22 protein-coding genes are annotated in these 25,564 nt (G+C 41.7%); 10 read left to right on the top strand and 12 right to left on the bottom strand.

What is annotated here, in order from left to right; translation table 11 throughout:
- Positions 1-134 precede the first annotated feature (134 nt).
- From G327_RS27050 to G327_RS0109555, 8 genes are all read right to left on the bottom strand, one after another.
- Positions 135-1,415 (bottom strand): hypothetical protein, encoded by a 1,281-nt coding sequence (locus G327_RS27050; protein ID WP_026339287.1) that lies wholly within the window; start codon positions 1,413-1,415, stop codon positions 135-137.
- Positions 1,416-1,507: 92 nt separating this feature from the next.
- Positions 1,508-2,647 carry a hypothetical protein gene (locus G327_RS0109585; protein WP_019614553.1) on the bottom strand — a complete coding sequence of 380 codons (1,140 nt, stop codon included), beginning with the start codon at positions 2,645-2,647 and terminating at the stop codon, positions 1,508-1,510.
- A 62-nt stretch (positions 2,648-2,709) separates the two neighbouring features.
- The gene (locus G327_RS0109580) at positions 2,710-3,642 is read right to left on the bottom strand and encodes a DUF1861 family protein (protein WP_019614552.1); all 933 of its coding nucleotides are present in this window, start codon (positions 3,640-3,642) and stop codon (positions 2,710-2,712) included.
- A gap of 9 nt (positions 3,643-3,651) precedes the next feature.
- A complete protein-coding gene (locus G327_RS0109575; RefSeq protein ID WP_019614551.1) occupies positions 3,652-4,716 on the bottom strand; it encodes a glycoside hydrolase family 130 protein in 1,065 nt (354 codons plus the stop codon).
- A complete protein-coding gene (locus G327_RS0109570) occupies positions 4,713-6,284 on the bottom strand; it encodes an alpha-glucosidase (RefSeq protein ID WP_019614550.1) in 1,572 nt (523 codons plus the stop codon). Before G327_RS0109570 ends, G327_RS0109575 begins: the two co-directional genes overlap by 4 nt.
- A gap of 9 nt (positions 6,285-6,293) precedes the next feature.
- The gene (locus G327_RS0109565) at positions 6,294-7,121 is read right to left on the bottom strand and encodes a carbohydrate ABC transporter permease (protein WP_019614549.1); all 828 of its coding nucleotides are present in this window, start codon (positions 7,119-7,121) and stop codon (positions 6,294-6,296) included.
- A gap of 1 nt (position 7,122) precedes the next feature.
- Positions 7,123-8,001, bottom strand: coding sequence for a carbohydrate ABC transporter permease (locus G327_RS0109560; protein WP_019614548.1), 879 nt, complete (start codon positions 7,999-8,001; stop codon positions 7,123-7,125).
- Between the two features lies 1 nt (position 8,002).
- Positions 8,003-9,277 (bottom strand): ABC transporter substrate-binding protein, encoded by a 1,275-nt coding sequence (locus G327_RS0109555; protein ID WP_019614547.1) that lies wholly within the window; start codon positions 9,275-9,277, stop codon positions 8,003-8,005.
- 349 nt (positions 9,278-9,626) lie between these two features.
- On the opposite strand from G327_RS0109555, the gene G327_RS0109550 reads away from it, so the two are divergent.
- Genes G327_RS0109550 through G327_RS26825 form a run of 3 tightly spaced genes read left to right on the top strand, consistent with a single transcriptional unit; the run spans position 9,627 to position 13,140 of the window.
- A complete protein-coding gene (locus tag G327_RS0109550) occupies positions 9,627-10,661 on the top strand; it encodes a LacI family DNA-binding transcriptional regulator (RefSeq protein ID WP_026339284.1) in 1,035 nt (344 codons plus the stop codon).
- 16 nt (positions 10,662-10,677) lie between these two features.
- Positions 10,678-12,042 carry a phosphohexomutase domain-containing protein gene (locus G327_RS26830; RefSeq protein WP_019614545.1) on the top strand — a complete coding sequence of 455 codons (1,365 nt, stop codon included), beginning with the start codon at positions 10,678-10,680 and terminating at the stop codon, positions 12,040-12,042.
- Positions 12,043-12,069: 27 nt separating this feature from the next.
- Positions 12,070-13,140 carry an ABC transporter ATP-binding protein gene (locus G327_RS26825; protein ID WP_019614544.1) on the top strand — a complete coding sequence of 357 codons (1,071 nt, stop codon included), beginning with the start codon at positions 12,070-12,072 and terminating at the stop codon, positions 13,138-13,140.
- A 249-nt stretch (positions 13,141-13,389) separates the two neighbouring features.
- Here G327_RS26825 and lipA read toward each other — a convergent pair whose 3' ends face one another.
- The 4 genes from lipA to G327_RS0109520 all read right to left on the bottom strand — a co-directional run bounded on the left by lipA (position 13,390) and on the right by G327_RS0109520 (position 16,584).
- Positions 13,390-14,358 carry a lipoyl synthase gene (gene lipA / locus G327_RS0109535; protein ID WP_019614543.1) on the bottom strand — a complete coding sequence of 323 codons (969 nt, stop codon included), beginning with the start codon at positions 14,356-14,358 and terminating at the stop codon, positions 13,390-13,392.
- Complete coding sequence (gene lipB, locus G327_RS0109530; RefSeq protein WP_019614542.1) at positions 14,348-15,001, bottom strand: lipoyl(octanoyl) transferase LipB; 654 nt, start codon at positions 14,999-15,001, stop codon at positions 14,348-14,350. The genes lipA and lipB overlap by 11 nt, the downstream gene beginning before the upstream one ends.
- Positions 15,002-15,064: 63 nt before the next feature.
- Positions 15,065-15,334 carry a DUF493 family protein YbeD gene (ybeD, locus tag G327_RS0109525; protein WP_019614541.1) on the bottom strand — a complete coding sequence of 90 codons (270 nt, stop codon included), beginning with the start codon at positions 15,332-15,334 and terminating at the stop codon, positions 15,065-15,067.
- A 92-nt stretch (positions 15,335-15,426) separates the two neighbouring features.
- Complete coding sequence (locus G327_RS0109520) at positions 15,427-16,584, bottom strand: D-alanyl-D-alanine carboxypeptidase family protein (protein ID WP_019614540.1); 1,158 nt, start codon at positions 16,582-16,584, stop codon at positions 15,427-15,429.
- A 387-nt stretch (positions 16,585-16,971) separates the two neighbouring features.
- Here G327_RS0109520 and G327_RS0109515 point away from each other — a divergent pair, with 387 nt between their 5' ends.
- From G327_RS0109515 to fliG, 7 genes are all read left to right on the top strand, one after another.
- Complete coding sequence (locus G327_RS0109515; RefSeq protein ID WP_019614539.1) at positions 16,972-17,310, top strand: P-II family nitrogen regulator; 339 nt, start codon at positions 16,972-16,974, stop codon at positions 17,308-17,310.
- 32 nt (positions 17,311-17,342) lie between these two features.
- Positions 17,343-18,560 (top strand): ammonium transporter, encoded by a 1,218-nt coding sequence (locus G327_RS0109510; protein WP_019614538.1) that lies wholly within the window; start codon positions 17,343-17,345, stop codon positions 18,558-18,560.
- A 175-nt stretch (positions 18,561-18,735) separates the two neighbouring features.
- A complete protein-coding gene (locus tag G327_RS26485) occupies positions 18,736-21,564 on the top strand; it encodes a bifunctional diguanylate cyclase/phosphodiesterase (protein ID WP_019614537.1) in 2,829 nt (942 codons plus the stop codon).
- Positions 21,565-21,667: 103 nt separating this feature from the next.
- Positions 21,668-22,243, top strand: coding sequence for an LPP20 family lipoprotein (locus tag G327_RS0109500; RefSeq protein ID WP_019614536.1), 576 nt, complete (start codon positions 21,668-21,670; stop codon positions 22,241-22,243).
- A 109-nt stretch (positions 22,244-22,352) separates the two neighbouring features.
- Entirely contained in the window at positions 22,353-22,682 is a 330-nt protein-coding gene (gene fliE, locus G327_RS0109495) for a flagellar hook-basal body complex protein FliE (protein WP_019614535.1), read from the top strand.
- A gap of 35 nt (positions 22,683-22,717) precedes the next feature.
- On the top strand, positions 22,718-24,439 hold the full coding sequence (fliF, locus tag G327_RS0109490; RefSeq protein ID WP_019614534.1) for a flagellar basal-body MS-ring/collar protein FliF: 1,722 nt from the start codon (positions 22,718-22,720) through the stop codon (positions 24,437-24,439).
- Positions 24,440-24,512: 73 nt separating this feature from the next.
- A partial coding sequence (gene fliG / locus G327_RS24355; protein WP_019614533.1) for a flagellar motor switch protein FliG occupies positions 24,513-25,564 on the top strand: 1,052 nt, incomplete at its 3' end.

Below are 25,564 nucleotides of genomic sequence, written 5' to 3'. Positions count from 1 at the left end.
TCAGCTTAAATGATTTATTCAGTCCATTGAAAGTTATAGGGGGCTCGTTTGTTACGGTTAAAATTAATAATCGGGACAGAAGACAGGTTGACTGTCTCGGTCCCGATTTTTATAACAACAAAGAAAGGTAAAAATTATTTTGCTTTAACTTTTAAGGCTTTTAGTTTTTCTTGTAATAATTTTTTAGCTTTAGGAGACTTCTCAATCGCAGCTAAGGAAAGCAGAGCTTCAATAGTAGACTCTGCACCAGAGTTACGGTTATATTCTGTCGCTGAATTCAAACCGTCATAGCCGCGTCCTGTTTCTGGTGAGTACATCTGAATAGCGCCCGCATTATCTTTAAAGAACCACATTGCCAGTTTTACTGCCTGATCAATATAGCGGCTGTCACGAGAAATTTCAAAAGCTCTTAAACTAGCAAAGATCATCGGACGGAAGCCGTAAGCAATCTGGGCAAACTGATCTTTTTCTAAGAATTTAATCTCTTTACCTTTCTGCTCTGCACTGAACCAGTTCAGGTGACCCTGTTCAATAAGGTACGGGTAGAAATGATCCAGCTCTTCAAAGGCCGCTTTAACCATATCTCTGTCTTCCAGTGCCATACCGGCTTCTAATAATGCATAAGACTGGCTGTTTCCGTAAGCATGCCAGATGTTTTTCCAGCTCAGCATCGCACCGTATATTGGTGATTCAACATTCTTAACCTGCATCAGCATGATACCGTCAGCTAATGACTTCATCAGCTTAGCAATTTTTTCACTTGGGGCGATCTGGTAAGCTTTAGTCAAACCTAAAAGCAAAACTGACGCCTGATCGGCACCGTTACTTGGCAGCCATTCAGGTACATCAAAACCGTTCTGCTTAGTGACTGTCTGCTCAAAGTTAAAACCTTCGTAGGTAGTGTCAATGCTTTTAAATAATACCGTATGCATCTTCTCTGCTAACTCTTTATTGTCGGCAAGCACTTGTTCATAGGTGTATGAAAGCGCCCAGATTGCGCGCCAGGTCCACCAGTTTGCATTTGCTAAGCTGGTTTTATAAGTTGTATTCACCGTGTTGTCAGGGTAGATAAAGTTATTGAAATAACCGTTATCAGAATGCAGGAAAAGAATCGAATTAATTAGGCTGGTCATTTTCTCAAAATGTGCTTTCTCTTTTGTCTGCTGATAGGCATCAGAATAGACCACAATTGCTCTGGCCATATCATCAAGGGCCGATACGCCTTCAAGGGGATCTTTTACCCATTCATAATCAGGGTATTCGCTGTAGATATGAATAAGCCCGAGTTTTTCTCCACTCTCAATTGTGCGTTCCTCGTATAAATGGTCGAGGTGCTGCAGGTTAACCAGGCTGGCACTGGCCGCAAATGAGATTGTTAATGCCGCTATAGCGAATAAATTTTTGAAAATTTTCATATTAATTTCCTGTTGTCTTTTTAACTGCAGTTTAACGATAAAAAGCATTTTATAATTGCTTGTTTATCGTTAAACATGGTGTTGATTAAAAATTAGAAGACGAAGTTAAGGCCTACTTTACCGAAGTTGGTTTCACCATCCGGACCTGTGTATGCTGATCCGTCAACTTTTTTATCTGTTTCTGTGCGGTAGAAATATTCTGCGACAAAGTAGACATAAGGCGTTATTGGATAGCTGTAATTAACGATATATTTCATTGCCTCTGACTCATAAGAAACGCGTCCGTCAGCTTCGGTAATCGTTTTTTTCTGTGGTTCAAGCTTAAAGAATAGATTATGCTGATCTAAGCGCCATGATACCCAAGGGCGAATTTCTGTTTCAGTAAGATTTGAACCTTTAACGCCGTCATTATCGTAGTTGTCCCCGTCTTTATGGAAAAATTCAACACCGGCGGTCAGGTTATCTAAGATATTATAACGGACATTAAACAGTGCTTCGTAAAACACAAATTTACCCGCATCAGCGCCGTCGGCACTTTTATCTTCAGTCAGCCATTTAAGATCGGTATTAATACCAAAGTCATCGTTGAATTGATAACTGTAATAAGGACGGATACCATAACCGTCACCACCAATCAGGTAGCTGTCGTTACCACTACCCATCTTTTCATAACCCGTTTTACCCAGATAGGTGGCTTCAAGCATAAACCAATGTTTACCGATGCTTTTCGCGTAAGCAGGACGAAGCTCCATTTCATTCATACGAAAATCATTAACATCGCCGCTGCCGTCTCTTAAGTCATTTTCAAAGGAAACTTTCTTTAAGATATAACCTAAATTAAAACCGCTGTCGCCGAAATTAACACGCCCGTCTGCAAAAACCCATTCATGTACAGGGCGAGAGCTGGTGCTGGTGCCTTCGTTTTTAAAGTGCTCAACTTTGTATTCCGTTAACCAGTTGCCATGCAGCTTGAATTTCTTATCTTCCTCGATGCGCACTTGGTCATAATCGACACGCATGTATTTATCATTACCTAAGCTGATAACGCCTTCTGATAAATTAGCGTTAAGTACTTCTCCGTTCTCCTCTTTTACTTTAATGCGGCTTCCTGAATATACATTATTTTTGGCAAGAAGCTGATCGTCAGTTTCACTGATGCTGAAGTCTTCGGCCCACACGGTCGGCGCCAGGGACAGACATAAGCAAGATAATAAAATATTTTTAGTTTTCATGTTTTTTCCTGTTTATTAGTTTTTGTTAAACACAGCTGCAGACAGCAGCTGCAGGTCTATTTTTACTGTTGTAAAAAAGGTTGATTGATTTCAATCCACTGAGCTTCACAATCACTTGTACCTACATATAAACGGTATAAGTCATCTTTAATGTGGATAAGGCCGCCGGAAAATACGACATCGATTAGATCGGCGCGTTTACTTTCCCCTGCCTTAAACTGGCTTCTTTCGGCGATAATTCTCATGCTTGAATAACTGTGATCCGCAGGATCAAATAGAAAAGTCGACGGGTAGTAATGACGGCCGCCGTTATCATCAAAAGAGGCTACATGTGCTAATAATGCAATTTTTCCGTCTGCCTGCAGATAACCGGCATTAACACCTCCCCAGTCCTGCTCTTCAAAGTGATCATCAAGCAGTTTTGCATTATTAATGACTTCAATGGACAGATCTTCAAGCGTATCAATTTGAGTCACACCGATAGTACCGCGTCCGCCGATTTCACCCTGCGGGCGGGTAAAGACCATTATTTTATTATCGGCAGTAGCGCATAAACGGATATCTTTCATGCGCGCCGGGCCGTCAACAAAATGCGTTAATGAATAAATATCGCGGCCGCGGTAAAAGCATGTTTTCCAGATAAGGGCATCTGCATTCTCAGGATCCGGGCTTATCTCAACGCCGCCGAAAATAAACTCACCATTGATATAGGTATAGAAGGGGTCCTGCAGCTCAAATGTTGGTGCATCGCTGATCAGGGTAAACTGATTATCTGCTGTTTGTTCAAAAAACATTACCGTTGAATGTTCTGAATCTCGCGCTTCAACACGGCCGGCAATAATCTGCCTGCCGTCCAGCTCAAAGGGAGCCGCTATGTTATATACATCATTATCCTGTGCGCCGATAAACTGAATTTTTTCCGCCTTTGCTGTTGAGGTGCAGGTCGCTTTGAATTCAGAGTATAATGTTTGTACTGGTTTTTTTATTGCTAACATGACTAAGCCTTAGTTAAGTTGTAGGTGGTTCCAAAGTTCATCAACGCTGATCTGTGCAAGTGCCATATGCTCATCAGCCGCGCCGTAATAAATATTTAAAATATTTTCATCAATATAAGCACCACAGGTAAATACAACATTACCGAAGAAACCTTCAAGCTCGTAAGGGGCCTGCGGCTCAAGCAGCGGTGTGGCAGATTTTGCTAATATTTTAGTCGGATTCTCCAGGTCAAGAAGTAGTGCACCTAAGCAGTAACGCTGCTGTGCATCAACACCGTGATAAATCTGCAGCCAGCCTTTAGCTGTTTTTATCATAGGTGCGCCGCCGCCGAGTTTAAGGCTGTCCCAGTCATCTTCAGAGCTGCCTAGCAGGTGCTGATGTGCCCCCCAATGCACCATATCCGGTGATTCGGTTATCCATATTTCAGGTTTACCAAAATGTTTCGGTGCAGGGCGGTGCAGTGCCATATATTTTCCGTCTATCTTTTCAGGAAATAAGCATACGTCGCGATTATCCGGGCTGAATAAAATGCCGTGTTTAGTCACACTGTTAAAATCAGTGGTAGAAGCCAGCGCGGTAGTGATACCAAAAGGAGAAACTGCCGAGTAGTTGATGTAATACAGGTCGTCGATTTGTGTAATACGTGCATCTTCACAGCCGAACTGCTCATATTTGTTGTCCGGTGCAATAAACGCACTATCGGAAATATCGAAGTTAATACCGTCACTGCTTCGTGCGATACGCAGGTGTGACATTGATGTTAGAAAAACCACACTCGGATCGGCAACAAGCTTGATCTCACGTGGATCATCAAAACAGTAAAGCGGATCATTGAGATCAAATATTTTAATCTGCGGCAGCCACTGGCCGTTATCTTCAATCAAAAGAGGTACTTTGATCTGCTCATTCGAGTCGGAAATAATACTTTCAGCAATACGCAGCAGCAGTATTACTTCAGTGTCTGTTTTAATAACACCGGCATTAAATACACAGTCAACTTTAAAGCCGGGCTGTGAAGGTTTTACATCTTTAGGTGAAATAATCGGGTTGTTAATATAACGTGTAATTTTCATTTTGAGCCTTTTTTAATTAAAATTTCGTTTTTCTCAATATACTGCTGGTCTGTGCCGAACAATGTGTGCCCGCTGTCTGCAAATGTCGGGTTAACAGCTGCTTCACCAAAGTTGATTAGAACCTCTATATACTGATTATTAAGACTTCTTTGAAAGTGTATAATCTCGCCGTTTTTCTCAAAGAATTCATATTCCCCCTGCCATAGCACGGGTTCACTGTTTCGAATTAAGATCAGCTTCTTATACGCCGCTAGAATCGAGCTGCTGTCAGACAGCTGTTTTTCTACATTAACGTCCCTGTAATTTTTATTTATTTTCATCCACGGTAAAGCGGATGAAAAACCTGCATTCTGGCTGCTGTTCCATTGCATCGGCGAACGTGAGTTGTCGCGTGTTTCTTTAATTGCGGTCAGCAGTGCCTGCTCATCACTATGAGCTTTGTCTTTTGCTGTTTTATAGGCATTTTTTCCCTGAATATCACTAATCTCCTGTAATGATTCCGGAATAAAATCGGTCATGCCTATCTCTTCACCGTTATAAATAAACGGCACTCCCAGTGCGGTAAACTGCAGTGCACAGACTGCGGCCGCCCGTTTAATATCTCGTTGTGATTCGCCAAAACGACTGATCATTCTCGGCATATCATGACTTGAAAAAAACAGTGTCGGTACACCGGACATATCACTGTTCATTTTTTTCATTTCGCTATAAATTTTTTCTAAATCAAACTTCTCCTGGCTGCCGAGGTTGAAATTAAAAACAACATCTAAATGCTGCGCTGACTGATACTGAGTGAGCAGGGACAGATCTTCACTGCCCACTTCTCCCACTAAAAAATAATCCCCTTTTGCACGTATATGCTGAGCAATACGCGATACCGCATCTAAAACACCCGGCTGGTTTATATCGTGTTTGTGCTCCTGCTGATCTTCTTTGAACGGGTTGTCTAAACCTATTCCATCGGTTGTCAGAAAATTAATGACATCAAAACGGAAACCGTCAACGCCGTAGTCGATCCAGAAATCAATCACACTGAGGATCTCTTTCTCTACCTGGGGATTTGCCCAGTTAAGATCGATCTGCTCACTTGAAAACTTGTGATAATAAAAGTAGTCAGTGTGCTCCTCTTTTTCCCAGGCAGAGCCGGAGAAAAAGGACTGCCAGTTGTTCGGATTTTTAGAAAAAATAAAGTAATCACGATAAGGGCTGTCGACATTATTTAACGCATCCTGAAACCACGGGTGCTGTTTTGATACATGGTTGACCACCAGATCAATAATGACTTTTATGCCCCGTTCATGACAGGCATCCACAAATTTTCTGAATAAATCCAGATCCCCAAATCTCGGGTCGACATCACAGTAATTGCTGATGTCATAACCGTTATCAACCAGGGGTGAAGGGTAGAATGGCGTTACCCAGATCCCTTTCACACCGAGTGATGCAATATGGTCGAGGCGCTCAATCAGGCCGGCAAAATCACCCGTCCCGTCTTCGTTTCCATCTGCAAACGAAGGCAGGTAAACCTGATAAAAAACACTGCTGCGCCACCAAGGTAGTTGTTTCATATGACCATCCTATTTCAAAGAGAGTGACATTCCCTGCAGGAAGTACTTTCTGAATGCAATAAACAGGACCACAATCGGCAGAGTCTGTACCACTGAACCGGCCAGAACCGGGCCGACATATACACCGTATGATTTACTGAAGTTGGCCAGCAGTACTGATAAAGGCATCTTCTCTACTTCCTGCATAACGATTAACGGCCATAGGAAGTTGTCCCAGACACCGGTAAAGGTGAATAGTGCAACAATAGCGAGAATCGATTTGTTCAGCGGCATCATCACGTGCACTAGTATTTTCCACATATTTGCGTGGTCCAATTTAGCTGCGTGAATATAGTCATTCGGCGTACCTTTAAAACTCTGCGACACCATGAATATGCCCCAGCCGCTCATTAGGAAAGGAATGATCAAAGCACTGTAGGTGTTGATTAAATTAAATTCCCGGATAAGCAGGAACTGCGGAATAATGAACATAAATGCCGGAAAAACCATCTGAATAATCAGAAAGTTTTTAAACAGCCCCTGTCCTCTGAATTTCATTTTCGCCAGTGCGTAACCGATAAAAGCAGAACTGATTGTTACGCTTAAAGTAACGGTGATTGAAATAAAGAATGAATTAAATAACGTTCTTAAAAACGGCCTTTCTACACGTTCAGAGCCGTCAAAAAGAAAGATATAATTATCAAATGAAAACGGGCCTTCAAATAAACCTGTCGAATAGATATCGGCAGTATCTTTGAGTGAAGAGAGCACCATCCAGATGTAAGGGTATAACCATGATACGGCTAACAGCAGCATAACTGCATGAATAGCCATACTCGAAAGTGACATCTTTTTCATATTAAACAATCTCTATATTTTTTTCGAAAAGCTTTCTTAATACCCAGATAAGGGTAAAGCTGATGATCGCAACGAAAATGGACATGGTTGCCGCCCAGCTTGGTTCCATACGCTGGAAAGCTGCTTCATACATAACAACCATCGGAGTCGTAGTACTTTCTAACGGACCGCCGCCGGTTATCAGATAAGGTTCGGTAAATATCCCGAACGCCACTGTGATTGCCAGCACGACCACCATAATTATCTGTGCATTCATCAGCGGCAGTGTGATTTTGAACAGGCGTTTAACCGGACCTGTCTGATCGAGCTCTGCCGCGTCATAAATCTCTTTAGGGATAGAAACCAGACCGGAATAGAATATCAGGCCGTAATAGCCGACAAACTTCCAGGTGATAACAATGGCGATAGAAAACATCGCAAAATCAGGATTGGTAAACCAGGGAATGGTAAAACCAAACACAGAGTTCATAAAATCATTGATCGGCCCTGTATCACTGAACAGCTTAGAAAATACAATTGAGTAAGCTACCCCGGATGACACGTTAGCTAACAAGAAGCTGAGTGCGATAAAGCTTTTGCCGTATTTAATTTTCTTTAACCCTAAAGCAAAGAACAGGGAGGCAAAAATCACCATCGGCAGATAGTACATCAGGAAACGAAATACATTTTTCATCGATTTCCAGAACAGTGGATCCTGAATAACATTAAAAAAGTTATCCAGGCCGCTAAAGCTTGGTGTACCGATAAACTGCCAGTCGGAAAAGGTTAAAATCAGCAGCCAGACAAAAGGAAATATCCAGAAAACTAAGGAATAACCCAGATATGTCGAGGCAATCAGCCCTCCCTGCGCTGATTCTTTTATATTGAGTCCTTTAATCATGTTATTTACCTAATAGCTTGTTAACTTCTTCAACCGACGTATCTACTGAGTTCTTAATTTCACTGTCAGTAAAGATAAGGCGCTCCAGCATCTGGGTCATGCTGCGCTGTACTGCAACCGTTTCAGAAGTAGAAGCAGAAGGGATCGCAACATCCACATATTCAGCAAAACCTTTTGCTAACGGATTGTTTTTATAATAATCACTAAAGATCGGGTTACTGGTTAAATCACCGCGGGCTGGAGGCTGGCTGGTTGCTTTTATCCACTCTAAATCAAACTTAGGATTAGAATAAACCCAGTTGATGAACTTCCAGGCATCATCCTGCATCTCAGATGACTTGAATAAAACCAAGCCTTTGCTGTCTGCAAAAGTGGCTGTTTTCTTATCTGATGCACCGTCTTTAGTCGGGATTGGTCCTAATTTGATAGTTTTTAATATTTCCGGATGCTGCTGCTCATAACGAGAGATGTCCCAAGGTCCTCTTACCGCACCAATTAACTCACCAGTGGTCAGTGGATCATTGGCACCAAAGTCATAATTTGCCCATTTGTTGGCAAACATCTTATCTATAAAGCCTAATACTTCTAAACCGGCTTCATTGTTATAGGTCGCCTGGTTGTTTTCAACGTACTGCATACCATCAGACTGAGCGTAATAGAAAGTAACGAAATCAAACCAGCGGTCCCACCAGTTTTTGCCGGCTGCGACTTGAACAGCGTACTGTTTATTCGGAATGGTAAATTTTTCTGAAAGTGCATAAATTTCATCATAAGAGGTCGGGATTTTATCAAAACCGTTTTCTTTCAGGATATCTGTACGCCACCAGTACATTACCGGGTTAACATAAATTGGAATAACCGGTTTTGCACCGTCATAATCCCAGGAAGTCATGATATTGTGCATTTGACGTTGTTCGATAAGTTCGCTGTAACCTTCGAGTTTAGAGAAATCAACAATCTGGTTAAGTCCGTGCAGTTGAGCTGCAAAACCACTGAATATATTAGTGGTAATATCTGGTTCAGTACCCGATGCCAGTGCGCTCATTACCGCTTCTTCAGAACTTCCCGTGGCAGGGATGGTAGTGAATTCAACGGGTTTATTACCAGGGATACTATTCCACTCACTAGTCACTGCTGTCCAGAATACTTCCTGTGCTGCATTAGGTGCGACCCACATTTTCAGTGAAGCGCTTTCCTCTTTTTCTGAGCCGCACCCTGCGACTAGTGCCAACGAAAATAAACCGGCAATTGTTACTTTTACATTACTAAGTCTCATGACTGTAATCCTCTTTAATTTAATATCTATAAACACAAATATAGGGTAGCTCACATACTTTCTATTTTTAATCTAACACGAAATAAGTATTGTTTAACGATAAACACGTCACAAAAAATCACTTTTTGTTTAACGATAAACAAGAGAGCGGGAATTATTTTGTTTAACGATAAACACGTCACAAAAAACAGTTTTGATTATCGTTAAATATAGTAATGAGCACATTTTGTGTTTATCGTGAAACAAAGTGGTAATACAGCGTGTTTAACGATAAACTCCAGGTTAGTATTTATAAAAATATTAATCACAATAACGTAATTTTACGATCAATATATTGGACGATATAAAAATGACGAAAGTAAAAAAGGTAACGTTGAAGTCGATAGCAAAAGACTTGGGAGTCACGCATACCACGGTTTCGAATGCTTATAACCGCCCGGAAAAACTCTCGGTTAGTCTTAAGAAACGTATTTTTGAATATGCGGAGTCAGTTAACTTCCATGGCCCCGATAATATTGGGCGCAGTTTAAGAACCGGAAAGTCTGGGTCAATAGGTGTCATTTTTAATGATTCACTTAGTTATGTATTTACTGATCAGCACGATCTGCAGTTAATGGCTGGTATTGCCTCTCAGTGTGAGAAAGCGACTGTCAATATTGTACTTATCCCGCTAAAAAATGAGCAGGAATCTAAATCTAATGCCTTAAACGCATTAGTTGACGGTTATATTTTAAATGCGACTCACAATCAGGATATGGTTATTAAAAAAGCAATTGCCAAAGGCGTACCGATTGTGACAACCGATTTTGTCACTGAGCAGCACTCCAGTGTCTCAATCGATAATTTTAAAGCGATGCAGACCGTTTGTGAGCACCTGCTCAGCAAAGGACATAGGCAGTTCGGTATTATCTCTTTCCCGTCGCAGCAGAACAGCTGTGGCCTGAGTACCTTAAATAAGCCGGTAAGCGGTGATAATGATGTGATGATGACGCGTTTCAGTGGTTGTTTAGAGAGCTTTTCACAAGCTGATATCTCCCTTGAAAACTGCTGTCTGTATGAAATTGATCACGATGAAGAGCACGGCAGATTAGCAGCAGAAGCTATTTTGAAGCATAACCCGGATATTACCGCATTAGTTTGTTTTTCGGACCGTTTTGCTTACGGCGCCGCTGAGTATTGTCTGGCTCAGGGAATGAAAATTCCACAGGATATTGCTATTACCGGTTTTGATGATATTACCGTTGTTCAGCCGGTTATTCCGCTAACTACAGTATCTCAAAATCCAAAACAAAAGGGAGAAGTTGCAATCCAGCTGCTGCTGGATCACAAGTCAGTTGTTCATCACGATCTTGACTTCGAACTTATTGTTAGAGAATCAACTTAAAAATAAGAGGAAAATAATGACAAATTTGACATGTTTTAAAGCTTACGATATTCGCGGTGAAATAGGCGAAAATTTAAATGAAGATATCGTTTACCGTATCGGGCGTGCGTACTGCGAGTGGTTAAAACCTAAAACCGTTGCGGTAGGCGGCGATATTCGCAAGACTTCAGAGCTTTTTAAGCAGGCACTAGCAAAAGGTTTAATGGACGGCGGCTGTGATGTTATTGATATCGGTATGGTTGGTACAGAAGAGATATATTACGCGACGCGTTCATTAAACTTAGACGGCGGCATCGAAGTGACAGCCAGCCATAATCCGATTAATTTTAACGGTATGAAGCTGGTACGTGAAGATGCTAAACCGATCAGTGGTGATACCGGCTTAAATGCTATTAAAGCGCTGGCTGAAGAAAATAATTTTGCACCGGTAGAAAATAAAGGTCAGTACAAGCTTTTATCTAACCGTGACGCTTATGTCAGCCACCTTCTGAGTTACATAAATGCTGAACAGTTAAAACCGTTGAAAATTGTCGTTAACGCTGGTAACGGCGCTGCGGGTCCAACTATTGATGCGATTGAAGAAAGGTTTAAACAAACAGGTGTTGCGGTTGAGTTTATTAAAGTTAATCATGAGCCTGACAGCTCTTTCCCGAACGGTATCCCTAATCCGATGCTGTTGGAAAACAGAACAGATACACAGAAGGCAATTTTAAGTCACGGTGCTGATTTGGGTATCGCCTGGGACGGGGATTTTGACCGCTGTTTCTTTTTCGATGAAAATGCGGCCTTTATTGAAGGCTATTATATCGTTGGTCTGCTGGCGAATACTTTCCTGCTGCAGCATGCTGGTGAAAAAATAATTCATGACCCAAGGCTTACCTGGAATACCCAGGATCTGGTTGCTTCTTTGACTGGTACTGCAATTGAATCGAAAACCGGACATGCATTTATTAAAGAAAGAATGCGTAAAGAGAATGCTGTCTACGGCGGTGAAATGAGTGCGCATCATTATTTCCGAGATTTTGGCTACTGCGACAGCGGTATGATCCCATGGCTTCTGGTAATTGAATTAATCAGTAAGAAAAATGAAGTATTATCAAAACTTGTTGAGCAGCGTGTCGAGCTTTATCCTATTTCTGGTGAAATCAATACGTTAGTCAGTGATCCTGAAAAGACTATTGCCGCTATTTCTGATGCGTATCAGGCTGCTGCGTTGAATGTGACCCATATCGATGGTTTGAGTATGGAGTTTACAGATTGGCGTTTCAATCTGCGCAGCTCAAACACAGAAGCCGTGATCCGTCTAAATGTTGAATCGAGAGGCTCACAAGCGCTTGTTGAACAGAAAACACAAGAACTTTTAGTCATTATTAATTCATAATTTAACTTATCATAGGATTTACTTAGCATGAGCAATTTAACATTACGCAACATAAAAAAATATTACGATAAAACGCCTACTATTGAAGATTTGAGTTTAGACATTAACTCAGGTGAATTTTTGGTACTGGTCGGTCCGTCCGGCTGCGGCAAGTCTACTCTGCTGCGTATGATCGCCGGCCTAGAAGATATTACTTCAGGCACAGTTTCTATTGGCGGAAAAGATGTCACTGAACTGCCTGCCGGTAGTCGAGGCCTGTCTATGGTTTTCCAGTCGTATGCATTGTATCCGCATATGTCAGTGAGAGAAAATCTTGAATTCGGTTTAAAAAATATTAAAACACCAGCAGAAGAAATTAAAAAGCGTGTTGCGAATGCGAGTAAAATCCTACAACTTGATACCATGCTTGAGAGACTACCGCAAAACTTGTCGGGTGGTCAAAGACAGCGAGTGGCAATCGGACGTTCTATTGTCCAGCAGCCGAAAGTATTTCTATTTGATGAGCCGCTTTCTAATCTTGATGCATCACTGCGTGTACAGATGCGTCAGGAAATCAGCCAGCTACACGAAAAGTTAGATACTACCATGATTTATGTTACCCATGATCAGGTTGAGGCTATGACGCTGGCAGACCGTATTGTGGTGTTGAATAAAGGTAATATTGAACAGGTCGGCACACCGATTGAGTTATATAATTCACCTAAAAATATTTTTGTGGCTGAATTTATCGGTACACCAACTATTAATATTATTCCGGCACAATACAGTAAAGGTGGTGTGATCAGTATTGCAGGACAAGCGCCTATTCAGCTTAAACAGGAGCATGCGGCGCTTTCTGACGGTGAGCAACTGTTTATCGGTTTACGTCCTGAGCACCTTAGATTAAATGAGGAGAATGATTTTACCTTAACAGCAGATGCAACGCTGAGCGAGTTACAGGGAGATTCAACCTTAATCTATGCCGATCTGTCTGAAGCTTCTGTTAATGTAAAACTAAAGTCATCAAAGCAGTTAAAGTACCGTAAAGGGGATCCCTTAACGATAGGTTTTAACGAGTCTAATATTCTTATTTTTAATGAGGCCGGCGACGCAGTTTAAGCTTGTTTAATACCAAATCTACTAAATTTTATATTTATTGATTCTTGTTAAAATGGACGCTAGCTTCGCTCTTGATTTTGTAATTAGAATAACTAGTTACGGCAATCAACGCCTTGCTTCCATCCATTTTTCCTACGCCTAAATAGAGCACCTAATTAATGGAATTGGTATAAGCGAACATACAAAAAGACCGCCTGTTATGAATATATAACAGGCGGTCTTTTTTATATCAGAAATATAGTTTTAAACTTATTTAACTTCTTGACCCGACGCCTGTAAGTCTGCGTGGTATGAAGAGCGTACAAAGGGACCGCATGCGGCATGGTCAAACCCAATTGCTTTGGCTTTTTCCCCAAGCGCGTCAAATTCTGCCGGCGGCACGTAGCGTTCAACAGCAAGGTGCTGCAGGCTCGGCTGCAGATATTGACCTAAAGTCAGCATTGTCACGCCATGGTCGCCAAGATCTTGAATAACCTGCTCAATCTCCTGGTTAGTTTCACCCAGTCCCATCATTAGCCCTGATTTTGTCGGGATTTCGGGATGCTGTTCTTTGAATTTTTTAAGCAGCTGCAGTGACCAGTTATAATCGGCACCAGGGCGTACCTGTTTGTACAGGTGCGGCGCGGTTTCTAAGTTGTGGTTGAACACATCCGGCACATCAACGGCAAAACAGGCTAATGCTTTATCCATTCTGCCTTTAAAGTCTGGCACTAAAATTTCAATTTTGATTGAAGGATTGAGAAGACGGATTTCGCGGATACAGTCTGCAAAATGCTGTGCACCACCATCACGTAGATCATCTCTGTCTACCGAGGTGATGACCACATATTTAAGCTTCATATCTTTAATGGTTTCAGCTAATTTTTTTGGTTCATCGGCATCCGGCGCCAGTGGTTTACCATGACCGACATCGCAGAACGGGCAGCGGCGGGTGCAGATATCACCCAGGATCATAAAGGTGGCCGTGCCGTGATTAAAGCATTCATTAAGGTTAGGACATGATGCTTCTTCACAAACGGAGTGCAGTTTGTTTTTACGCAGAGCTGCTTTAATTTCACTGACTCGGGTATTGTCAGTAGAAAGTTTTATTTTCATCCATGCTGGTTTTTTCAGCATAGTGGTTTTGTCAGACGGAATAACTTTGATCGGGATATGAGAAAGTTTATCGGCATCACGCAGTTTTTTGCCTGCAGTTAATTGACTTGGTTTATTGCTCATGAAAAAAACTCTCTATCTGTGAATAATTTAATTGTTGATTCATTTTTTCAATTAATAACGGCGCTAATTGAGAAACTGAAAGTTTCAGGCCTTCAGTTTTACATTGAGTCATTTCTAACCCGGCGTAACCACATGGATTAATCTGCTGGAAAGGAGATAAATCCATATCGACATTCAATGCCAGCCCGTGAAATGAACAGCCTTTTCGTATTTTCAGTCCAAGCGATGCGATTTTTTTCCCTTTGACATAAACTCCCGGTGCATCTGCTTTGGCTATCGCGTGAATATTATAATCAGCTAATAAATTAATAATACTCTCTTCGATAATGGTAACTAAGCTTCTCACATTAAAATCTTTACGGCGAATATTAATTAACAGATAAACAATCAGCTGCCCGGGGGCATGGAAGGTTATCTGTCCGCCCCGATCGCTTTGTACAACAGGAATCTCCGTCTGCTGGAGTAGGTGCTCTGCTTTTCCTGCACTACCTTGAGTAAATACCGGCGGATGTTCAACCAGCCATATTTCATCAACCGTTGATGCATCACGCTGGCTGGTGAAATCACTCATTGCCTGCCAGGTGGTGAGATAGTCCTGCAAGCCCAGATAGCGTATTTTAAGCTGTTTATCTAATTCGTTCATCGCTGAATAATATTCCAAGCTTTATGACTTTTTAACTCGATTCTTTAATTCAATAGTTGAGGATTAAAGAATATAACGAACCAGTTCAAGATCATTTAAATCCGTGTAGATAGCTTCAATATGTTCTTTACTGGTGACTGTGACCGGGATAGATAATGAATGATAAGTTCCTTTTGAACTGGGCTTTACTTTCGGCGAATAATCGCCCGGTGCATGTTTTTGAATAACTGCAATTACGTCCAGCATCATTTTAGGATCAGCAACACCCATTACTTTAAATGCAAAGGTACAGGGGAACTCTAACAGTTCGTCAAATTTAGTGTTTAATGCCATGGTTAACTCCAGGGGCTATAATAGAATTCGCTAATAATAAAAAAGTGAGACAAAAGCCTCACTTTTATTTCACCCATTATATGGGGATAGAATTAACCAAACCAACCAATAAATAATAATTTGATGTAATCAATCAGACGACTGAATAAACCGCCTTCTTCAACTGTTTCCAGCGCGACTAAATCATAAGTTGCAACGGTTTCATCATCAACTGAATAATGTACTTCACCGACTTTATCGCCTTTCTGTACCGGGGCACGCAGCTCGCCTTCAATAACGAAATCAGCTTTTAGGTTTTTAGCCTGACCGCGAGGCAGTGTGATTGGAGTGCTTTGGCCTACACCTAAGCGGATATTTTCCTGAGATCCCATCCAGATACGTTCGTTAGCCAGCTGATCTCCGGCATTGTAAGGAGTCAGTGTTTCAAAAAAGCGGAAACCCCAGTTAAGCAGTTTTTTGCTTTCAACATTACGTGATGTTTCAGATTTTGTTCCCATCATAACACTGATCAGACGCATACCGTCTTTGGTTGCAGATGAAACAAGGCTGTAACCTGCCGCTTTAGTATGGCCGGTTTTCATTCCGTCAACATTTAAGCTTTTATCCCATAGCAGGCCGTTACGGTTGTACTGCTTAATACCGTTATACTCGAATGATTTTTCACTGTAGATTTTGTATTCTTCAGGCACATCGCGGATTAATGCTTTGGCGAGAATAGCCATATCCTGTGCCGTCGTGTAATGATCTGCTGCCGTTAAGCCGTGGCTGTTTACAAAATGCGTATTCACCATACCCAGCTGCACTGCCCATGAGTTCATCAGATCAGCAAATGCACTTTCACTACCGGCAATATGCTCGGCCATTGCTACACAAGCATCATTGCCTGACTGGATGATAATTCCGCGGTTAAGGTCTTCTACGCTCACCTCTTTACCTACTTCAATAAACATTTTTGATGAATCAGGGAAATTCTTAGACCAGGCTTTTTCTGAAATGGTTACTTTGTCTGTGGTTTTTAAGTTACCGGATTTAATTTCATGTCCGATGATGTAACTGGTCATCATTTTCGTCAGGCTCGCAGGGTTCAGTGACTGCTCACTGTTATTTTCTGCAATTACTTTTCCTGAATCAAAATCTATTAACAGGTAGCCTTTTGCCGCAATTGCAGGCGCATTCGGAATGACTCGGGGAGCTGCAAGCACATTGAAACTTAAAAAGAAAGTGATAAGCAACAGGCTTATTTTTTTCATGGGAGATACCTTTGAGTTATTAGAACAAAAATTTTGATACGCACTATAGCAGATGTCCTCTTGTTTGCTAGAGGCAGTGCAGGTATTTATCCGCAAACAGCGCTTATCAGAAACAATCCTCTGATTAGTCTTAATCTTTTGTTAAAAGTTCTAAGTAATATTTATCTATTGGTTTGTTTCGGTGCATAAAAGGGGGAATTAGCGCACTGTATTGGTGCGTCATAACAGTGTTTACTTCACGCATTATCTGTAAGTGTTTGTATTTTGGTTGTTTATTTTGTTGGCATGTTACTTGTAAACATAGTGTTAAAAGAAATGCTCCGGGGGGAGGTGTTTTGTTTATTAAAAGAATGCATGACATTAATTTACAACATAAGAGGAATTACCATGAAAATGTTAACCGCCATAATTAAACCATTTAAGTTAGATGAAGTAAGAGAAGCGATTATGGATGCCGGCATTGCCGGGGTAACCGTTTCAGAGGTAAAAGGGTTCGGCAGGCAGAAAGGCCATACCGAGCTTTATCGAGGCGCCGAATATCAGGTTGATTTCCTGCCTAAAGTGCAGTTAGAAATTGCATTGAAAAATGAAGATGTGGATCGTTTGGTGGAGGCTATTACTACAGCGGCTAAAACCGGCAAGGTTGGTGACGGGAAAATATTTATTCGCCCGCTTGAGCAGGTAGTACGTATTCGTACTGGTGAGCTTGATGAAGAAGCACTTTAAATCAGTCATAAATTTGTAACAAGGATCTTATTATGGAAAACACAGTAACGGAACTTAGATTTGCTCTCGACACCTTTTATTTTTTAATGTCTGGTGTGCTGGTGATGTGGATGGCCGCTGGATTTGCCATGTTAGAAGCGGGTTTAGTACGCTCAAAAAATACCACTGAAATTTTAACTAAAAACGTAGTTTTATATGCAATTGCCTGCACCATGTTCTTATTAGTCGGTTATAACATTATGTACGTGGATAATACCGCCGGCGGCTGGTTACCTTCATTTGGAGGGTTAATCGGTACTCAGGCTGAAGGTGCGAGTCACTCTCTTGAGTCTGATTTCTTCTTTCAGGTGGTCTTTGTCGCAACGGCCATGTCGATTGTATCCGGTGCGGTGGCTGAACGTATGAAACTTTGGTCATTTTTGATCTTTACTGTGTTTCTAACTGCATTTATCTATCCGATAGAAGGTTACTGGACTTGGGGCGGCGGTTTCCTTTCGGAAGCGGGTTTTAGCGATTTCGCCGGCTCGGGTATTGTACATCTGGCAGGGGCTGCAGCCGCATTAGCCGCTGTTATTTTACTGGGAGCACGTAAAGGAAAATACGGTAAAGATGGTTCAGTTCATCCTATCCCTGGTTCTAATATGCCGTTGGCAACATTAGGGGCATTTATCTTATGGATGGGCTGGTTTGGTTTTAACGGCGGTTCACAGTTAATGATTTCAGATGCTGAGAATGCAAGTGCTGTCGGCCTTATTTTTGTTAATACTAATGCTTCGGCAGCAACAGGTGCCATTGCTGCCCTGCTGGTAAGTAAGTTTAAATGGGGTAAAGCTGATTTAACCATGATTTTAAACGGTGCCTTAGCCGGTCTGGTTGCTATTACTGCAGATCCGTTATCCCCGTCTCCTCTTTTTGCCGCCGGTATTGGTGCTGTTGCCGGGGTGATCGTTGTTTACAGTATTATTACTTTTGATAAATTAAAGTTAGATGATCCTGTTGGTGCATTATCAGTGCATGGTGTGTGCGGGTTGTTTGGTCTGTTAGTGGTCCCTCTAACTAACAGCAGCGCTTCTTTCATTACTCAGTTATACGGTGCGGCAGTTATCTTCGGTTTTGTGTTTAGCGCATCACTGATTGTCTGGGCTGTTATTAAGACGGTGATGGGCATTCGTGTTACTGCGGAAGAGGAACAAACCGGTATGGATCTACACGACTGCGGGTTAGAAGCCTACCCGGAATTTACTGATTAATATTTTGTTTGGTTAAAAGAGATAAACCCTGTCTCTGCAGCCCCTGACTACTGGTTTAGTCGGGGGCTTTTTTATACTAATGAGCTGCGATAAAAAGGCTGCAGATAAGCTCAGTTTTGCTATTAAGAGTCTATTATTTATAAAAGTAAAACAAAAATAGCGCATAAGGATGTTGATGCCGGAAATTAAATATAAAAGCATGTTTTTAACATTTATATCCAGCAGTATTATACCTGTTGTGATTATGCTTATTCTGTTTTTGATCGGCATTTACGGCCAGTACCTGTTGTTTCATTTTTTTGCCGAGTTTTTTGCTGTTTTTGTTGCATTAAGTCTAGGTGTTATTGTTTATTACACTTATCCGTTTACCCGGAATCATTACCTGCAGTTTATCGGTCTGGGGTACTTTTCTGTTGCGTTCTTGGACCTACTGCATGTATTAACCTTCCCCGGTATGCCGTTTATAGCTTCACAGGCATTAAATACCACTCTCTCTATCTGGATTTTTACCCGCCTTTTTGAAGCCTCCGTTTTATTTGCTGCTGTATTTTTGTTTGAACATAAACTGAAGGGCTCTGTGATTATTGCTCTCTGCAGCCTTACCGTCATGATTATTACTGTTGTTTCTATATTCAGGCCGTTATCCCTATATAGTTCTGTGGATGGATTAAGCTTGTTAAAAACCGAGCTGGAATATATGGTTATGCTGATTCTTGGCGCAACTTTATTTGTCAATTACAGGAAAAAAAAATACTTTAATGATTCGCTGTACTGGAAAATTCAGGCCGCTGTTTTATTGACTATTTTTTCTGAATTTTGTTTTACCTTATATACAGATATTGACGGTTTTTTTAACCTTATCGGACACTTAAGTAAATTTTTATCCTTCTGGTTTATTTTTACCGCTGTAGTCAAAGGGGGATTAGAAAAACCTCTGGAAATGATGAAGAAAGGGGTCAGCAGCTATAACGCAATTCCTATTCCGGTCATTATTCTTTCCGCCGATGGAAAAATCGTGCAGATTAACAGAGCTGCTGAACATTTTATCGGCATCCCTGCATCTGCAGTTGTGGGTAAGGGGAATCATAACTTCCTGCACCCCGCTTATCTTGAAGAGGATGAATGTCCCGTCTGCTTAGCTGTAAAAGGGCATCGTTCTCTAACTAATATGGTGGTCAGCGATAAAGTAAAAGGGCGGAGTATTCGTTATTCCCTCAGTCCGGTGGGGGAAAACCAGTCATTGGGTATGATACAGGTAAGTAGGGATATTACCGAGGAACTGGCGAATAATGACAAGCTGAGCAGTCAGAATGCGGTTTTGAATTCAGTATTAAACGGCACACCAGATCTTATCTTTTATAAAGATTATTTAAATGCAGACGGTCGTTATTTAGGTTGTAATAAAGCCTTTGAACAGTTTATTGGTAAACCAAAAAAAGAGATTGTCGGGCGGACCGATATTGAAATATTAGGTGAAGAACTGGGCGCTTTTTTTCAAGCTAAGGATAAGAGTGTTCTCACTAAAAAACGTAATGTTATTAATGATGAATGGGTCACTTACCCGGACGGTCAGCGTGTATTGTTAAGTACATCAAAATCTCCCCTGTATAAAAATGCAGATCATATATTAGGCGTATTGGGTATTTCGCGTGATATTAGTCAATACATGCGTCTTAAAAGTGAAGTGCAGGAACAAAAAGAAACACTGGAATATCAGGCATCTTACGATCAGTTGACCAGCCTGCCTAACCGGACACTGCTGCTGGACCGGATTGAACAGACTATTAAGTTATCACTCAGAGCGAAAAATTCACTAGCAATTTTATTGATAGATTTAGATCATTTTAAAGAGATTAATGATTCACTGGGTCATCAGATCGGTGATCAGGTGATTAAAAAAGTTGCCGAACGCTTAACTGACAATGTTCGCAGTACGGATACCGTTGCCCGTTTAGGCGGGGACGAATTTGCCATCGTATTAAGTGAATTATATAACACTGAGATGGTGATCGATATCGTTGATAAGCTGCAGAAAACCATGCTTCAGGCTATCTGCATATCGGGGCAGAGTTTATACAGTACATTGAGCATAGGCATTGCGGTTTACCCCCAAGATGGAAAAAATGCCGATGAATTATTAAAAAATGCCGATGCCGCTATGTATAAAGCCAAAGATGAAGGACGCAATACCTCGCGCTTTTATACCGAAGAGATGACCGAAAAAGCTTTTGAACGTATTGTTATGGAAAGCAGTCTGCGCAGTGCTGTCAGCAAAGAAGAGTTTATTGTTTACTATCAGCCCCAAGTTGATGCCAAAAGCGGAAAATTAGTGGGTATGGAAGCATTAATTCGCTGGATGCATCCGGTTATGGGCATGGTATCTCCTGCTAAATTTATGACTCTGGCGGAGGAAACCGGTCTTATTATTAAGCTGGATCAATGGACCATGCGCAAAGCGATGAGGCAGTTAGTTACCTGGTATGAAATGGGCTTGAATCCCGGAGTGTTAGCGCTGAATCTTGCTATGAAGCAGCTGCAGCAGGATGATTTTATAGAAATGCTCAGCAATATGCTTAAAGACACAAATTGTAAGCCAGAGTGGTTAGCATTAGAGGTGACAGAGGGGCAGATTATGATTAATCCCGAGAATGCGATTCTGATATTAAAGCAGATCAGTGCAATGGGCATTGAACTTGCGATAGATGATTTTGGCACCGGTTATTCATCACTCTCTTACCTGAAACATCTGCCCATTAATAAATTAAAAATAGATCAGTCGTTTGTTCGAGGTTTACCTGAAAATGAGGATGATGCTGCTATTACTATGTCGGTTATTTCCCTGGCAAAAAACCTTCACCTTGATGTTATTGCAGAAGGAGTCGAAACTATTAAGCAGGTCAATTTTCTGGCAGATAACGGCTGTTTTAATATTCAGGGTTATTATTACGGCAAACCTATGCCTGCTCAGGATATGACGGATTATTTAAAAACGCAGAACAAATAAATCACTGATATATCCTTGAGTTAGCATCTTGCCGCAGAATGGGTATATACTCTCTGGTAGTTTTGCAGTACTTCCGTATCCTTTTCATTTCAGGGAAAATTTTATGTCATTTAAATTAAATATATTAAGTCTGTCTGCCATTGCTTTTTTAGCTGCTTGTTCTTCTAGCACCCCTAAAGAAGAAACTTCAGTGGGTGCAATCCCAAGCTGGATTTTAAACCCTCAAGTTGAAGATGGGATTGCTGTTTCAGAGTGCGTTTTATTCTCGGGTAACATGTCCATAGATAAGCAGCAGGCGCTTGCAAATGCGCGTACGTCTTTAGCTCAGCGTATTGAAACCCGCGTTAGTGCGATGGACAAAAGCTATCGCGACAAAATTGAAGTTGCATCTGGTGTCGAATCCGGTTCAACCTTTTCAAGTGTTTCTAAACAGGTTACGCAGCAGACTCTTACCGGCACTAATCCGGTCAAAACAGATGTTGTTAAAATCGCAGGTAAAGACAACTTATGTGTACTGGTTGCAGTCGGGCAGGATTCCACCAAAGATATCTTTGACGGTTTGATTAATGAAGCTAAACGCCCGATGTCTGCGCAGCAGCAAGATGTTTTATATCAGGAGTTCAAGGCTCAGCGTGCCGAGCAGCAGTTAGATGCAGAATTAGAGAAATTGAAAGGTTAATTTTAAAATTCATAATTTATTTTGATCTAAGAGCGCTGAATAATCAGCGCTTTTTTATGGCATAAATATTGCAGTAATCTCTATATGTGTCAATAAACGGATAAACATTATGAATCTTAATAATACCTCATCTTTATTTAATGAACTGCAGATGCAGGGGCTGAAGACTAAAAGTTTAGACAGTGATATTTCCAGTCAGTCTGTCAGTTCTTCACATTCTGATTTTTCGAAAATGCTCAAACAGGCTGTCGATAATGTGAACGGCCTGCAGCAAAACACCTCGGAATTACGTAATCGTTTTGAAATGGGTGATAAAGAGGTTAGTTTAGGTGAAGTGATGATTGCCGCCAACAAATCAAGTCTGGCGTTTGAAGCAACAGTACAAGTACGTAATAAAGTGGTTGAAGCCTATAAGTCAGTGATGAGCATGCCGGTTTAGTATATTGGAAGTATGAGTAATTAAAGGGAAATACAGTGGCTGAGTTAGATAACAATCAAGATATGCTGATGAGTAACAGCAGCTTTGAAGGTGATGAGACACTTGCTCCGCCGGAAAAAGGCGCGTTAGCTTCATTTTTTTCAAATGTTGATGTACTGCGTCAGATCAGCATGATTATTGGTTTGTTAATTGTTCTGGCAATTGTAGTCATTATCTGGTCCTGGGGAAAAGAAGCTGATTATCGTCCGCTTGGCACTTATCAGACCGATGAATTAATCGGCACCCTGGATTTCCTTGACAAACAGAAAATTCAATACAAGCTTGAAGGCAATTCAGTACTGGTGGTTTCCGATCAGTATCAGAAAATTAAACTGCTGATGACACGTGCTGGTTTAGTGAATGATGATACCGAAGACGGTGATAGTATTTTACTGCAGGATATGGGCTTCGGGGTTAGTCAGCGGGTGGAAAAAGAACGCTTAAAGTTAAGCCGTGAGCGTCAGCTGGCACTGGCCATTAAAGAGATGAAAAATATTACCAATGCGCAGGTTTTATTAGCCATTCCCAAAGAGAGCGTTTTCGCTAGAAAAGAGCGTAAAGCAAGCGCAACGGTTGTAGTGACAACCAGCCGCTCTTACAGCTTGTCCCCTCAAGAGATTGATTCTATTGTTGATATCGTTGCATCTGCTGTGCAGGGACTGTCGCCTAACAATGTTACGGTCAGCGATCAGCGCGGGCGTTTACTGCACTCCGGCAGTAAGAGCGGACTTTCTGCTCAGTCAAGTAAAGAGTTTGCTTTAGAGAGAGAGCGTGAAGAAGAGTACAAAGCTAAAATTGATGCAATTTTGATCCCTGTTTTAGGTTTAGCCAATTATACCTCTGAAGTTGATTTAGCAATGGACTTCACCATCGTTGAAGAGACGAAAAAAACCTTTAATCCGTCAAATCAGGCTGTTAGAAGTGAAATGCTGGTTGAAACAAAATCATCCAGTTCAGTTGCAGGCTCAGTTCCCGGCGCATTAAGCAACCAGCCGCCGGCTAACTCGGCCACTCCTGAGGAACTGAAAGAAGGCGGTGAGTTTTCAGACTCATCTGACGGTACATCGCATAATGAATCAACTAGAAATTATGAAGTTGATACCACGGTTACTCATATTAAACATAAAGTGGGTAAGGTAGACCGCCTGGCTGTATCCGTTGCGTTAGACTACAAAGCTACCACCAACGAAGCCGGTGAAGTGTCATATGCACCTAGGCCGCAGGAAGAAGTAGATAGTATCCAGCGGTTACTGGCGGGTGGTTTAGGTATCAATAAAGAACGCGGTGATATTCTGGAAATTGCAAGCGTAAGGTTTAACCGTCCCGACCTGGCAGCTGTTGCTGAAGAGGCGTTCTGGAAAACGGAAACTTTTCAGGGTTATGTTCGTTTCGGAGGCAGTATGTTAGTGATACTGCTGACGCTGTTATTAATTGTTCGCCCGATTATGAAAAAACTGCTTTACCCTGAAACGATTGAGCAGGTTGATGAATATGACTTAGGTGGTGCAATCGGTTCGGTCGGTAGTGACAACCTGCAGTTATTATCTGATGATGATGAAAATACCGGGGTTGAGTTTGGTATCAGTAACGGGCAGATCACACTGCCGGATCTGCATAAAGATGAAGATCTGCTTAAAGCCGTGCGTGCATTAGTTGCTAATGAACCGGGGTTATCTGCGCAAGTAATTAAAGAGTGGTTATTGACTGATGAAGGATAAAAATAAACTTTATCCGCAATAGATAAACAACTAAGGTACCGAGGTATCTGTACAAGCAATCAAAGAGTAGCTAATGGCTGATAAAAATAAAAAAGATCCTAAAGCGGCGGAGGGCAAAGGCACCGAGGTCGCTGCCGAGTTTGATGTTTCCTCTTTAACGGGGGTTGAAAAGTCAGCACTGCTGATGCTTAGTCTGACACCTGAAGATGCTGCTCAGATTTTTCGTAATTTAGAGCCGAAACAGGTTCAGAAATTAGGGATGCAGATGGCGGCTTTAGAAGATTCTTCACAAACTAAAGTCACCAGTGTACACCGTGCATTTATTGAAGATATTCAAAAATATAGTAATATCGGCTTGGACAGTGAAGATTTTGTCAGGGCGTCATTAATTGAAGCGCTAGGGGAAGATAAAGCAGGTAATCTGGTTGATCAGATTATTCTCGGCAGCGGCTCAAAAGGTCTCGACTCACTGAAATGGATGGATGCACGGCAAGTAGCGTCGATTATTCAGAATGAGCATCCGCAAATTCAGACTATCGTTTTGTCTTATTTAGATCCCGAACAGTCTGCGGAGATATTAACTCAGTTCCCTGAGAAAAACCGTCTGGATCTGATGATGCGTATTGCCGATCTGGAAGAGGTTCAGCCTGCCGCGTTACAAGAATTAAATGAGATCATGGAGAAACAGTTTGCCGGTCAGGCCGGTGCACAGGCCGCTAAAATGGGTGGTACGAAAGCCGCTGCGGATATCATGAACTATCTTGATACTGGTATTGAGGGGCCGTTAATGGACTCTTTACGAGAAACTGATGAAGATATGAGTCAGCAGATTCAGGATCTGATGTTTGTCTTCGATAACCTTATTGATCTTGATGACCGCGGTACACAGGCGTTATTACGTGAAGTACCCGGCGAGCAGCTGCAGCGGGCAATGAAAGGGGCCGATGAGCAGCTTAAAGAAAAAATCTTTAAGAATATGTCTAAACGTGCCGCTGAAATGCTCCAGGATGATCTGGAAGCGATGGGACCTATTCGTATCAGTGAAGTTGAAGCTGCGCAGAAAGAAATTCTTACCATCGCTCGCCGTCTGTCCGATGCTGGAGAGATTATGCTTGGCGGCGGCGG

Origin of the sequence: Psychromonas ossibalaenae ATCC BAA-1528 (assembly GCF_000381745.1) — a bacterium.
In the GTDB taxonomy this organism is placed as follows: Bacteria; Pseudomonadota; Gammaproteobacteria; order Enterobacterales; family Psychromonadaceae; genus Psychromonas; species Psychromonas ossibalaenae.
The sequence above is the reverse complement of the archived record's forward strand: the minus strand, read 5'-3'. Positions and strand labels throughout refer to the sequence as shown.